The organism is Thiohalospira halophila DSM 15071 (assembly GCF_900112605.1).
Classification (GTDB): domain Bacteria; phylum Pseudomonadota; class Gammaproteobacteria; order Thiohalospirales; family Thiohalospiraceae; genus Thiohalospira; species Thiohalospira halophila.
Genome location: NZ_FOMJ01000005.1, coordinates 1 through 12,246, shown reverse-complemented (window position 1 = coordinate 12,246; position 12,246 = coordinate 1). Strand labels below are relative to the sequence as shown.

General features: G+C 67.6%; 13 protein-coding genes and 1 CRISPR repeat array. Of the genes, 9 read left to right on the top strand and 4 right to left on the bottom strand.

The genetic code is table 11. The features are described 5' to 3' along the window. Positions 1–69 precede the first annotated feature (69 nt). The 4 genes from BM272_RS07860 to BM272_RS07845 form a co-directional block, all read right to left on the bottom strand. Positions 70–405 carry a type II toxin-antitoxin system PemK/MazF family toxin gene (locus BM272_RS07860; protein WP_240308066.1) on the bottom strand — a complete coding sequence of 112 codons (336 nt, stop codon included), beginning with the start codon at positions 403–405 and terminating at the stop codon, positions 70–72. Continuing rightward, positions 396–692, bottom strand: a complete 297-nt coding sequence (locus BM272_RS07855; RefSeq protein ID WP_093428233.1) for a ribbon-helix-helix protein, CopG family — start codon at positions 690–692, stop codon at positions 396–398. Before BM272_RS07855 ends, BM272_RS07860 begins: the two co-directional genes overlap by 10 nt. 154 nt (positions 693–846) lie before the next feature. Further along, entirely contained in the window at positions 847–1,281 is a 435-nt protein-coding gene (locus BM272_RS07850; RefSeq protein ID WP_159433043.1) for a type II toxin-antitoxin system VapC family toxin, read from the bottom strand. Further along, positions 1,278–1,568: a type II toxin-antitoxin system Phd/YefM family antitoxin gene (locus BM272_RS07845; RefSeq protein WP_093428231.1), complete on the bottom strand. Its 291-nt coding sequence runs from the start codon at positions 1,566–1,568 to the stop codon at positions 1,278–1,280. Before BM272_RS07845 ends, BM272_RS07850 begins: the two co-directional genes overlap by 4 nt. A gap of 150 nt (positions 1,569–1,718) precedes the next feature. Between BM272_RS07845 and BM272_RS07840 the strand changes: the two genes are divergently transcribed. From BM272_RS07840 to cas2e, 9 genes are all read left to right on the top strand, one after another. Then, the gene (locus tag BM272_RS07840) at positions 1,719–2,696 is read left to right on the top strand and encodes a helix-turn-helix transcriptional regulator (protein ID WP_093428230.1); all 978 of its coding nucleotides are present in this window, start codon (positions 1,719–1,721) and stop codon (positions 2,694–2,696) included. Positions 2,697–2,793: 97 nt separating this feature from the next. Then, positions 2,794–5,496, top strand: a complete 2,703-nt coding sequence (gene cas3 / locus BM272_RS07835) for a CRISPR-associated helicase Cas3' (protein ID WP_240308065.1) — start codon at positions 2,794–2,796, stop codon at positions 5,494–5,496. Between the two features lie 40 nt (positions 5,497–5,536). Beyond that, positions 5,537–7,129: a type I-E CRISPR-associated protein Cse1/CasA gene (casA, locus tag BM272_RS07830; protein WP_093428228.1), complete on the top strand. Its 1,593-nt coding sequence runs from the start codon at positions 5,537–5,539 to the stop codon at positions 7,127–7,129. Beyond that, positions 7,126–7,740 carry a type I-E CRISPR-associated protein Cse2/CasB gene (gene casB / locus BM272_RS07825; protein WP_093428227.1) on the top strand — a complete coding sequence of 205 codons (615 nt, stop codon included), beginning with the start codon at positions 7,126–7,128 and terminating at the stop codon, positions 7,738–7,740. Before casA ends, casB begins: the two co-directional genes overlap by 4 nt. Before the next feature lie 36 nt (positions 7,741–7,776). Beyond that, a complete protein-coding gene (gene cas7e, locus BM272_RS07820; RefSeq protein WP_093428226.1) occupies positions 7,777–8,814 on the top strand; it encodes a type I-E CRISPR-associated protein Cas7/Cse4/CasC in 1,038 nt (345 codons plus the stop codon). Between the two features lie 11 nt (positions 8,815–8,825). Continuing rightward, entirely contained in the window at positions 8,826–9,560 is a 735-nt protein-coding gene (gene cas5e / locus BM272_RS07815) for a type I-E CRISPR-associated protein Cas5/CasD (RefSeq protein ID WP_093428225.1), read from the top strand. Continuing rightward, positions 9,560–10,264, top strand: a complete 705-nt coding sequence (cas6e, locus tag BM272_RS07810) for a type I-E CRISPR-associated protein Cas6/Cse3/CasE (protein ID WP_093428224.1) — start codon at positions 9,560–9,562, stop codon at positions 10,262–10,264. The genes cas5e and cas6e overlap by 1 nt, the downstream gene beginning before the upstream one ends. Next, a complete protein-coding gene (gene cas1e / locus BM272_RS07805) occupies positions 10,261–11,187 on the top strand; it encodes a type I-E CRISPR-associated endonuclease Cas1e (RefSeq protein WP_093428223.1) in 927 nt (308 codons plus the stop codon). The genes cas6e and cas1e overlap by 4 nt, the downstream gene beginning before the upstream one ends. Position 11,188: 1 nt before the next feature. Next, on the top strand, positions 11,189–11,488 hold the full coding sequence (cas2e, locus tag BM272_RS07800; RefSeq protein WP_093428222.1) for a type I-E CRISPR-associated endoribonuclease Cas2e: 300 nt from the start codon (positions 11,189–11,191) through the stop codon (positions 11,486–11,488). A gap of 114 nt (positions 11,489–11,602) precedes the next feature. Then, a CRISPR array of direct repeats spans positions 11,603–12,242; the repeat unit is 29 nt; unit sequence GTGTTCCCCGCGCCCGCGGGGCTGAACCG. Between the last annotated feature and the right edge of the window lie 4 nt (positions 12,243–12,246).

The window sequence follows — 12,246 nt, the reverse complement described above, 5'->3', positions numbered from 1 at the left end:
CCTCGTTCTCACCGAAAGCGCACAGTTTGCCGTGGGCGGGGCCGGAACCCAAACCGGGAGGGGGTCGGTTCAGTCCATTGCCCCGATGCCGAGGATGTCGACCAGGGTCTGCTCAAGGGCCTGAAGCTCCTGCGGCGTGAGTTCGGCCAGCGGCCCCTCGCCGAACCGGGTGGCGTCCAGGGCGCGGAGCTGCTCGACGCAGACCCAGGAGTCCGCAAGCAGCCGCCCGCGGGCGGGGATCGCGATCCGCAGCGGCTCGGCTCCCTGCCGGAACTGCGTGCTCAGCGGGGCCGCAACCACGGTGGGCAGGTCGGCCCGGGTCAGGGCGTCGGCCTGGAGCACCACGACCGGCCGGGTCTTGCCTATTTCCCGCCAGATCTCGCCGCGGCGCATGGCTATCGCCACCAGACCTCCCCGTCGCCATCGGTGGTCCCGTCGGTATCACCGGCCTCGTTCTCCAGCGGCAGGAAGTCCCGGGCCATCTCCCGCGATTCCCGGTACATCGCGGGGTCCTCGGCGATGATTCGTGCCGCCTCCGCCAGGCGCTGGTCCCGACGGGCACGCTCCCGGCGTTCCAGCAGATCGCCGATAGCCTCCCGGGCCAGCTCCGAGCGGGGCAGCCCGGCCTGCCGGGCCTCTTCCTCGAGCCGGCGTTCCAGTTCTTCCGGTAGACGGACGTTGAGAGTGCCCATGCCCCTTTACCTCACAGGATGTATTCCAGAGTGTAATACATTCAGGATTACGGCGCGCGGGCCGCGCGCCTCCCCGCGGGCCCCTGGTGGCCGACTCGTTCTCACCGAGAGTGCCCAGCTGGCCGTGGAGGCCCGGAACCCGGGCCGGGAGGGGTCAGTGCTCCCCGAGGATTGCCAGTTCGAGTTCGCGCGCCGCCGCGCGCAGGCCCTGGTCGAAGACGGCGAAGCGGAAGGGAGCAGGGGCGATCTGCGCGGACACCGCCTCGGCGGCGGCGAGGTGGACGCTATCGTAGCCTCGAAGGGAGAGGGTTCCCGCCAGGTGCCCGGCGCGATGGATCAGGGTCGGGTCCGGCTGGATGGTGTGCAGTCGCTGCCAGTCCTGGTCCACGGTGGCGACCAGCTCCCGAAGATGCTCGGGACCGACCCGGCCCATGCGCGCCGCCCTGGCCAGCGCTGCGCGGAGTTCCGGATAGGCGATGACGTGGGTGGCCACGGCCGAGGCCTCTCCCATGGCCTCTTCGACGAACGCCGAGTCGGGTTCATCGATATAGAGCTTGAGCAGGGCCGATGTATCGCCGTAGAGGATCAATCGCGTTCCAGGAGTTCGGTGGAGAGCGTCTCGCCCTCCCGCGCCGGGATGCGCCGCCGGCCGCCGCCCAGGGCGCCCGCGGCAGCCGGCTCCTGAAGCCAGGGCTGTGCCCGGAGCCGCTCCAGGGCTGCGGTCTCCTCCCGCGCCGGCGCATGGTCCTCCTCCGTGGGCGCGCTCAGGCGGCCCACGACGTGGTTTCGGGAAGTGATAACGATGGTCTCTCCCGCCTGCGCCCGGCGCAGGTACTCGGAGAGGTGGGCCTTGAGTTCGCGGACGGAGACGTTCATGGGATTTCCGTTGTAGTCACTGACTTTCTATCGTAGTCACGAACGGGGAGGTCGGCAAGTGCGAGAATGCCTCGGCCCCTCGGGACCGGGCGCGTGACACCTCAATGAGGCCCGGGGTAGGGTGGTCGAAAAGCCACCAGGGAGGGTGCCGTGAAGCGGTCCCAGGTCGAACGCCTCTACCACCTCCACCAGCGCCTGCGCCGCACCGGCGCTATCCTCCACGTGGATGGCCTGGCGGCGGAGCTGGAGGTCAGCCGCGCCACGGTCTACCGCGACCTGGAGACCCTGCGCGATCGGCTGGGCGCGCCCCTGGAACAGCCGGGGGACGGCCACGTCCGCTACGATCCCGACGCCGACGACTATGAACTCCCCGGCCTCTGGTTCAATGAATCGGAGCTCTACGCCCTCCTGGCCGCCGAGCGCCTGCTGGAGGCGGTGGAGCCGGGCATCCTCGCTCCCCACCTGGACCCGTTGCAGCGGCGCATCGGCGACCTCCTGCGCCAGACCGGCCACGACCCGGAGACCGTCCGCGAGCGCGTGGTCCTCCAGCCCCAGGCACGCCGAGTCGTGGACCGGGACGTCTTCGCCGCCGTGGCCGGCGCCACCCTGGCCGGCCGGGTCCTGACCATCGGCTACCGCGGCCGGGCGCGAGAGGTGGCCGAGACCCGCCGGATCCACCACCAGCGCCTGCTCCACTACCGCGACAACTGGTACCTCATCGCCTTCTGCGAGCGGGCGGAGGCCCTGCGCAACTTCGCCATCGACCGGATCCAGCAGCCGCGAGAGACCGACGAACCCGCCCAACCCGTGGAGGCCAGCCGGCTCGACGAACACCTGGAGGCCGGCTTCGGCATCTTCGGCGGCCCCGCCCGGGGGACCGCCACCCTGGAATTCAGCCCCACCGCCGCCCGCTGGGTGGCCGACGAACAGTGGCACCCCGAACAGGTGGACGAGCGCCCCGAGGGGGGCGGCCTGCGTCGCCACCTCCCCTACAGCAACCCCACCGAACTCCTCATGGAGGCCGGCCGCTGGGGGCCCGACTGCACCATCACCCACCCGCCGGAGCTGCGCCAGGCCGCCGCCGAACGGTTGCAGGAGGCGGCGGCGAGATACGGGGCGGAGGAATGAATACCCGACTGCAATGCTGTCGCATCCCCTGCGACGGGGGGGTGGCAGGGTGGAACGAGATAACGGGGTGGAGCCCCGGGAAAGAGGAGCAAGGGATTTGGAAGAGGTACCGAGCTACCTGCGCTACTGGGGGAAGGCAAAATCGGAGGACGCCGTTCAGGCGCCCTGCCATCTGCTGCCTTACCACTCCCTCGACGTAGCGGCGGTGGGCGAGACGCTGCTGGCCCGTGATCCGGAACGGGCATCGCGACTGGCCTCCGGACTGGGATTCACGGTGGAGGAGTTCCGGCGGTTTTTCGTCTTCTCGCTCACGCTCCACGACCTGGGAAAGTTCGCGCGTTCCTTCCAGGGCCAGGCGGCTCCGGCCGGCTGTAATCTCGTCCCGCCGCAGCCCGGATTACTGTACGACGGTGGCCGGCGTCGCCATGACACCCTCGGGGCTGAGCTCTGGCGTGAGGCACTGTTCCCCGGGCATCCCGTGCGGGAGGGCATCGATGCGGTCGCAGATCTCGATCTCTCGGATGGGCTGAACCTTTGGCTGGGCTGCTTCTTCGGCCACCACGGTCAGCCCACGGCACGACTGCCGGACCCCCTTCAGCTGGATTTCCTCGAGGCCGATCAATCCGCGGCCAGGGCCTTTGTGGAGGCCGTTGAAGGATTGTGGGGCTCCCCCTGGCCCACGCAGTTCCTGACGGATGAAGAGTGGCGAACGCGGGTTCTGGCGCCGCGTACCTGGCAGCTGGCGGGGCTGGCGACCCTGGCGGACTGGCTCGGCTCCAATGCGCAGTATTTCCCCTACTGTGCCGAACCGATGTCGCTGGAGGAGTACTGGGAACAACGGGCGCTGCCGGGGGCCGACGAGGTTCTGAAGCAGACCGGCCTTCTGGATGTACCGAAGGCGGTTTCCTTCCCCGGATTCCAGGATGCCTTCGGCTTTTCGCAGACGCCCCTTCAGTCCTGGGCCGAGACGGTAGCCCTCGACGACGGCGCCCAGCTCTTTCTGCTGGAGGACATAACCGGTTCCGGGAAGACCGAGGCGGCGTTAACGCTGGCCCATCGCCTCCTTGCTGAAGGGCAGGGCCGGGGCCTCTATTTCGGCCTGCCGACGATGGCGACCTCCAACGCCATGTACCAGAGGCTGGGCGGCCATTACCGTGCCCTGTTCCCGTCAGATAGTCATCCCTCCCTGATCCTGGCCCACGGCGCGCGCCACCTGGAGGAGTCGTTCACGGCCTCCGTGGTGCCGGAGCCCAACGCCGATCCGGATTATGCCCGTGAGGATCCCACCGGCGGCGCCGAGTGCCGGGCCTGGCTGGCGGACAGCCGGAAGACCGCGCTCCTGGCAGAGGTGGGTGTTGGAACCATCGACCAGGCCCTGCTCGGCGTGCTGCCGCGTCGCCATCAGGCGCTGCGCCTGCTGGGGCTGGCGGACAAGGTACTGGTCGTCGACGAGGTCCACGCCTACGACATCTATACCGACCGTCTCCTGCGGACCCTCCTCACCGACCACGCGCGCCAGGGCGGCAGCGCCATTCTGCTCACGGCGACCCTGCCCCGGAATCTGCGACGAGACCTCATCGAGGCCTGGCAGGAGGGCCGACAGACGGCCGAGACGGAACCGGTTTCCGCCGGGTTTCCCCTTGCGACCCACGTCCATGACCGCGGTCTGGAGGAGAGCGAGGTAGCTGCGCGCCCGGAAAGCCGGCGCGACCTGCCCGTGGCCTTTGTCCATGAGGAGGCCGAGGCGCACGCGGCGATCCTTGCGGCGGCGCGGGCGGGGCAGTGCGCCTGCTGGATCCGCAACACGGTGGACGACGCCATTCGGTCCTACGAGGCCCTGCGTGCCGAGCTGACCGAGCCGGAGCGGGCGATGCTCTTCCACGCCCGCTTCACCATGGCGGACCGGCAGCGGATCGAGGACGAGGCCCTGAAGACCTTCGGCAAGGAATCCGGGAGCGCCGAACGGGCCGGTCGCATCCTCATCGCGACCCAGGTGGTGGAGCAGAGCCTGGATCTGGATTTCGACGTACTGGTGAGCGACCTGGCCCCGGTGGATCTGCTTATCCAGCGCGCCGGCCGCCTCCATCGCCATGTGCGGGATGCCGAGGGCAATCCCGGGGAGGCCGGTCAGCCGGATGGCCGTCCGGCCCCGGAATTCCGGATCCTCGCCCCGGAGTGGACGGAGCCGCCCCCGCCGCGCTGGGTGCGAGAGCCGTTGCCAGGGACCTCAGCGGTCTACCGGGACGCGGCTGCCCTCTGGCGAACCATGAAGGTGCTGCGGGAGGAGGCGGCCATCCGGCTCCCGGAGCGAGCCCGGGTATTGCTGGAGGCCGTCTACGGCGACGAGCCGGAGGTGCCTGAAGGCCTTCTGGAAGCGGATGCCGAGCACTGGGCCGAGCAGCGCGTGGCGGCTTCCAGCGCCCGCTTCAACGCCCTGGAGCTGGAGCGCGGGTATGCACTGGCCATGGATGGAGCAGGCTGGGGTGATGACCAGGAGATCGGAACCCGTCTCGCCGACGAGCCCACCTATTCCGTGGTGCTGATCCAGCAGACCCCGGACGGCCATATCCGGCCCTGGCACTCCGATGCCCGGAACGCCTGGGCGATGAGCACCCTGAACCTGCGCCAGAGCCTGGCGAACCGCCTCCCCGAACTCCCTCCCGAGCTGGAAGGCCCGGCCCGCGCCCTCCGGGAAGAACAGCCAGGCCTGCGCAGGGCCCGTTTCTGGCTCGTGGAGACCACCGAGAGCGCTGTCCGATACGACACGCACTTGGGCGCAGTGATACCCCGAAAAGGTTGAATGATCGTGATGGGAAGCAAGAAGCAGAGAGGACGTGCCGATGAACCTGATTAACGACCCCTGGCTGCCCTTCCGCCGGAGGGATGGCGAACGCATCTACGCACCGCCTGCGGCCGTCGTGGACCCCGAGCTGGTGGATCTCGATTTCCCCCGGGCCGACTTCAACGGGGCCGGCTGGCAATTCCTCATCGGCCTGTTGCAGACGGCCATGGCGCCGGCCAATCGCAAGGAGTGGCTACAGCTCTGGGAGCGGCCGCCGGAACGGGAGGAACTGGAGTCCCGGCTAAAGACCTGGCAGGACGCCTTCGAGCTTGAGGGGGATGGCGCCCGATTCCTTCAGGACCGGGATCCGCTGGAAGGGGCACGACAGGCCTCCATCGCTTCCCTGTTGATCGAGGCCCCCGGCGAGCAGGGGCTCAAGCAGAACACCGACCACTTCGTCCACCGTGGCATGGGTGAAGAGATGTGCCCCGAGTGCACCGCGGCGGCGCTCTACAACTTCCAGGCGACGGGCCCGGCGGGTGGTACGGGGTACCGGGTGGGTATCCGTGGGGGCGGGCCGTTGACGACACTCGTCCTTCCGCGGGAGTCCGATGCTCCCATCTGGCACAAGCTCCTCCTGAACCTCCTGACCCGGGATAGCGACTTCCGGTACTCCGATCCGGACCCGAGAGACTGGCGGGTCTTCCCCTGGCTGGCCGCGACCCGCACCAGTGAAAAGGGCTCCAGCACCCTCGTCACGACGCCGGAGGATGTTCATCCGCTGCATCTCTTCTGGGCCATGCCCAACCGCATTCACCTGGATGAACCGGAGGGACCGGGAACCTGCCAGGTCTGCGGGCGCGAGGCCGAACAGGTCTTCCGTTCCATGCGGATGGCGAACCTTGGGTACAACTACGACGGCCCGTTCCGACACCCGCTTACGCCCTACCGCTTCGACCCCAAGAAGCCCGATCAGCCGCCATTCTCCCAGAAGGGCCAACCGGGTGGTCTGGGCTACCGGCACTGGGAGTCCCTGACCCTGGCGGACCCCGAGCAGGGAAATCTGCCGGCACTGGTGGTCCAGGACTACCTGAAGACCAAGCAGCCCCTGCTGCTCGGGGAAAAACAGCCACGGCTCTGGCTCTTCGGTTACGACCTCAAGCAGAACAAGCCGAGGGGCTGGTACAGCACCGAGATGCCGCTTGTCGCCATCCCGCCGGAATCCACTGACCTCTTCCTGAGCTGGGTCCGCCAGCTGGACCAGGCCGCGGACCGTGGGGCCCGGCGGACACAGGATGCCGTCAAACAGGCCTGGTTCTCCCGGCCCAAGGATGCCAAGGGGGATTTCGACTTCATCCGGCACCGCTTCTGGGAGGCGACCACGGCGGACTTCTACACCTGTCTGTCCGAGCTGGCGCAGGCCATCGAGTCGGGCGTCACGGTCCTGCCCGCCGAGGTCGCGCAACGCTGGGTCAGCGCCATCGACCGGGCCGCGAACGGGGTCTTCGAGTCGCTGGCACTGGCGGGGGACGAAGAGGCCATGGATCTGAAACGGGTGATTGCGGCGCGCAACGGCCTGCGCTTCTGGTTGAGGAGCGGCAAGGAGATGAAGGCGCTGCGCCAACAGATGCAACAGGAGGCAGTCGTATGAGCGAAGAATGGTATCAGCCCCGGGTCCTGCGGGATTACGAGGGGGAGGAGGGTGTAGCCCGAGGGATCGCGGACTGGTGGACCCGGCTCAATGGGGAGGCGAGTGCCCAGGCGCCGGCCCTGCCCAGCGGAGCGCGTGCCGTCCTGCGGCGCTCCACCGGGCCGGATGATGCCCTGCTCACCGACGGCTTTCGCCACCTGTGGCTGGGGCTGCCTCAGAAAAGGCAAACCACCTGGGACATGCGGGCCTGGGGCGGAGTCGCCCTGGCCCTGGCCGAGGTTTCGGAGCACGTGCCGGATCTGACCTTTGCGGGCGCCATGGCGAAGGAGCGTGAGCCCCACGGCAGCCATACCCCCCGTGTGAGCGAGCTGCGCTTCCAGCAGCTCCTGCGCAGCCGGGATCTGGATGAATTCATCCGGCGGGTCCGCCGGGCCATCCATCTCATCGGCGGCAAGGTGGACGTGCGTTCCGTGGCAGACGATTGCCTCCTCTGGCATCGGGAAAAGAACGGCCAGTTCGCCGCACGCCCCGACCACCGTCTGGCCGTCCGCTGGGCCGATGCCTATTTCAGTGGCCTCGCCCGCTATCAGCCTGCCGGCCAAACCGGCTAAGTACCGAAAACCGATATCCGACAAGGGAGTAGTCCAATGAGCACCTTTATCCAGCTCCACATGCTGACCTCGTATCCCCCGGCCAACCTCAACCGGGACGACCTGGGCCGGCCCAAGACCGCCACCATGGGCGGTGCCGAGCGGTTGCGCGTTTCCTCGCAGAGCCTCAAGCGCAACTGGCGCGTCTCCGACGTCTTCCAGGAGGCCCTGGGCGATCACCTGGGCACCCGGACCAAGCGACTCGGTCCGGAGATCCAGGAGCGCCTGACCCAGGGGGGCATCAAGGAGAAGCAGGCCACCGAATGGGCCGGGAAGATCGCGGGGGTGTTCGGCAAACTTCAGAAGGACGGCCTGCACATCGAGCAGCTGGCCCATATCAGCCCCGAGGAGCGCCAGGCGGTGGATGAACTCACCGAGACGCTGATCCGGGAACAGCGTGAGCCCACCGAGGAGGAGCTGAAGCTGCTGCGGCACAATCCCGCGGCGGCGGACATTGGCCTTTTCGGTCGCATGCTCGCCGCGGATCCCGGCTACAACGTGGAGGCCGCCTGTCAGGTTGCCCACGCCATCACGACCCACCGTGTGGTGGTGGAGGACGACTACTTCACGGCCGTTGATGACCTCAACAGCGGCGAGGAAGACATGGGCGCCGGCCACATCGGCGAGAACGGCTTCGCCGCCGGCCTCTTCTACAGCTACCTCTGCATCGACCGCGACCAGCTGGTGCAGAATCTGGGCGGCGATGAAGAACTGGCCGACAAGGCCATCGGCGCCCTTGCCGAGGCAGCGGTGAAGGTCGCCCCCCGTGGCAAGCAGAACAGTTTCGGTTCCCGCGCCTACGCCTCCTACGTCCGCGCCGAGAAGGGCGCGCAACAACCGCGCTCCCTCTCCGTTTCTTTCCTGAAACCGGTCCAGGGCAATGATCAGGGCGAGGATTCGGTGAACGCCCTGGAGCAGCAGGCCGAGAACTTCGACAACGTCTACGGCCCCTGCGCGGATGAGACCTATACCCTGAACGTCCTGAAGGGCCAGGGAAGCCTGGATGAGCTCAAGCGTTTCGTGGCCGGCGGCTGAGGAGACGAGGCATGGACTATCTCGTCTTCCAGCTCTACGGACCCCTGGCCAGCTGGGGCGTGCCGGCCACCGGGGAGATCCGTCGAACGGCGACCCATCCCGGCCGGTCGGCGCTCCTGGGGCTGCTGGCCGCCGCCCAGGGCATCCCGCGCACGGATGAAGAGCAGCTCGCCTCCCTGGGTTCGGCGCTTCGCTTTGGCATCAAGCAGGTCAGCCCGGGTACGCTCCTGCAGGATTATCACACCGCGCAGGTGCCGTCTCGGGAGCGCAAGGTCCGCCGGTTTACCCGCCGTGAGGAGCTGGCGGGCCCCCGGGAACGGCTCAATACCATCCTCTCGACCCGTGACTACCGGTGTGACGGATACTGGAAGGTCGCCATCCCGGCCCCTGCCGGAACGGACTGGGGGCTGGCGGATCTGAAGGCGGCCCTGGAGCGGCCCCGCTTTCCGCTGGCCCTCGGCCGCAGGGCCTGCCCGCCGGCGGCGCCGCTGGCACCCCGGATTGTGGAGGCAGCGGGTTTCCGGTCGGCGCTGGATACGGTCTTTCCGGCTCTCACCGAGCACGGGGAAGACTATGAGCGTCGCCTTCTACGAGTCGGTGCCGAAGTCGCCTACGCCTGGGAAGGGGAGGGTGGTGACATCCAGCCGCAGGAGACCCGCCACCCCTACGACGAACCCCTGCATCGCGGTCGCTGGCAGTTCGGCCCCCGAGCGGAACACTGGCACCAGACCCGGGAGGACGCCTGATGTATCTCAGCCGAGTTCGAGTGGCCACGGAGGGGCTGGATTCCCAGTCCCTTCAGCGGCTCATGGAAGGGAATGCCTACGGGAACCATCAGCTCCTCTGGCGGCTCTTCCCCGAGGCGGAAGAGCGGCCCTTCCTCTTCCGGCAGGAGCTGGAAAAGGAGACACCGGTCGACGGAACACCTCGCGGCATGCCGCTCTTCTATGTCCTGTCCCGGCTCGCGCCCACGGCCGTGCCGGGCCTGCTGAATTGTGAGAGCAAGGAATTCACCCCGCAGCTGGAGGTCGGCCAGAAGCTCGCCTTCAAGCTACGGGCCAACCCGGTGGTAGCACGTAAGGAAGAGGGGCGGCGTCGTTCCCGTCGGCATGACGTCCTCATGGACGCCAAGAAGGCCGCTCGCGAAGAGGGGGTCGAGGACTCGCTCACCATTCGCGAACGGATGGAGACAGCGGCTCGGGAATGGCTTGGTGATCCGGAACGTTCCGAGCGTCACGGCTATCGACTGCCGGTTGCACCGCAAACCACGGGCTATCGCCAGCATGCCTACCGGCGGAAGGGCGGCGAGATCCGGTTCAGCTCCATCGACTTCGAGGGCCAACTGGAAGTGGTGGAACCGGAGCGCTTCCGCCAGACCCTGGAAGAGGGTATCGGCCGCAGCCGCGCCTTCGGTTGCGGCATGTGGATGGTGCGACGGCTCGAAACATGAGTGACGAGTTCGTCCCCCTCAAACCCATCCCCATCAAGGACCGGATGTCCATGGTCTTTGTGGGGCGGGGGCATCTGGACGTCCGCGACGGCGCCTTCGTCGTGGTGGACGAGGTCAATGGCGAACGGATGCACATCCCCGTCGGGTCGGTGGTCTGTCTACTATTGGAGCCGGGAGCCCGGATCTCCCATGCGGCCGTGAAGCTGGCAGCGACCGTCGGCACGCTGCTGATCTGGGTGGGCGAGGGCGGCGTCCGGCTCTACTCGGCCGGGCAGCCTGGTGGTGCCCGCTCGGACAAGCTGCTCTATCAGGCGCAGCTTGCCCTGGACGAAAAGCTGCGCCTGAAGGTGATCCGGCGGATGTACGCCCTGCGATTCCAGGAAGAGCCGCCCTCCCGCCGATCGCCGGAACAGCTTCGCGGGATCGAGGGGACCCGGGTCCGCAAGATGTACCAGCAGCTGGCCAAGCAGTACGGGGTAGAGTGGAAGGGGCGCAAGTACGACCCCAACAACTGGGACCGGTCCGATCCGGTGAACCAGTGCCTCTCCTCGGCAACCTCTTGCCTGTATGGCGTCTGTGAAGCAGCCATCCTGGCCGCTGGCTACGCGCCTGCCATCGGGTTCCTGCACACCGGCAAGCCCCAGAGCTTTGTCTACGATATTGCCGATATCGTGAAGTTCGAGACCGTGGTCCCGGTCGCCTTCCGGATCGCTGCCAGGGGGCCGACCCATCCGGATCGGGAGGTCCGGATCGCCTGCCGGGAATCCTTTCGGGAGAGCAAGCTCCTCCAGCGCATCATTCCTCTCATTGAGGATGTTCTGGCGGCTGGCGGGGTAGAGCCACCGGCACCAGCCCCCGAAGCGCAGCCACCCGCGATCCCGGAAGCCGAGTCCATCGGCGAAGACGGCCACCGGAGCAAATAGCATGGCGATGGTCGTAGTGGTCACCGAGGCCGTGCCGCCCCGACTGCGGGGACGATTGGCCGTCTGGCTGCTGGAGATCCGGGCCGGCGTCTACGTCGGGGATGTGAGTCGTCGCGTGCGTGAAACCATCTGGGAGCAGGTGAATGCCCTGCTCGAGGATGGAAACGTCGTGATGGCCTGGTCCAGCCGGCACGAATCCGGTTTCGAATTCCAGACCTGCGGGAAAAATCGACGCGTGCCAGTGGATTATGAAGGTCTGCGGTTGGTGCGATTCGCACCTGAACCGGAAGGGGAGGACTAACTCCTTGAAAATGAAGCGCTCTTTAAAAAGTTGGAAAGAGGCCAATGCACCGGTGTTGCTGGTGCGGTTTTGCTTTTCCTGTAAGGCCTTTTGATTCAGGATGTTGGAGGAAGTGTGTTCCCCGCGCCCGCGGGGCTGAACCGCACTTCCGCTTGATCGACTCCCTGGAGCTGACGTGTTCCCCGCGCCCGCGGGGCTGAACCCACCTGACCTCCCGCTCTGATCCGAATGCGTACGTGTTCCCCGCGCCCGCGGGGCTGAACCGGCTTCGACCGTAGCCCGACAGGTAGCCGTGGGGTGTTCCCCGCGCCCGCGGGGCTGAACCGCGCATCCGCCGCGCTGGTAAGCGCGGGCGCCAGTGTTCCCCGCGCCCGCGGGGCTGAACCGTTAACGGGGACGCGCCACCAACTACCGTCGATGTGTTCCCCGCGCCCGCGGGGCTGAACCGTGACGCTATCCGGCATCAATCCAGACGTGCTAGTGTTCCCCGCGCCCGCGGGGCTGAACCGCCGCCGCTCCACTTCCCGCCGGATCTGTTCATATGTTCCCCGCGCCCGCGGGGCTGAACCGAGATAAAGTTGGCCATCGTTAACTACTCCCTGGTGTTCCCCGCGCCCGCGGGGCTGAACCGCCACAGAGGAAGAGGCGGCGACGACCGAGACCGTGTTCCCCGCGCCCGCGGGGCTGAACCGGACACCGACCACGAGGTCCACAACGACCTCGACGTGTTCCCCGCGCCCGCGGGGCTGAACCGATTT

Coding starts and splice junctions, on each gene's coding strand:
- BM272_RS07855 (WP_093428233.1), bottom strand. CDS start 692: ATGGGCACTCTCAACGTCCGTCTACCGGAAGAACTGGAACGCCGGCTC.
- BM272_RS07845 (WP_093428231.1), bottom strand. CDS start 1,568: ATGAACGTCTCCGTCCGCGAACTCAAGGCCCACCTCTCCGAGTACCTG.
- casA (WP_093428228.1), top strand. CDS start 5,537: ATGAACCTGATTAACGACCCCTGGCTGCCCTTCCGCCGGAGGGATGGC.
- casB (WP_093428227.1), top strand. CDS start 7,126: ATGAGCGAAGAATGGTATCAGCCCCGGGTCCTGCGGGATTACGAGGGG.
- cas7e (WP_093428226.1), top strand. CDS start 7,777: ATGAGCACCTTTATCCAGCTCCACATGCTGACCTCGTATCCCCCGGCC.
- cas5e (WP_093428225.1), top strand. CDS start 8,826: ATGGACTATCTCGTCTTCCAGCTCTACGGACCCCTGGCCAGCTGGGGC.
- cas6e (WP_093428224.1), top strand. CDS start 9,560: ATGTATCTCAGCCGAGTTCGAGTGGCCACGGAGGGGCTGGATTCCCAG.
- cas1e (WP_093428223.1), top strand. CDS start 10,261: ATGAGTGACGAGTTCGTCCCCCTCAAACCCATCCCCATCAAGGACCGG.
- cas2e (WP_093428222.1), top strand. CDS start 11,189: ATGGCGATGGTCGTAGTGGTCACCGAGGCCGTGCCGCCCCGACTGCGG.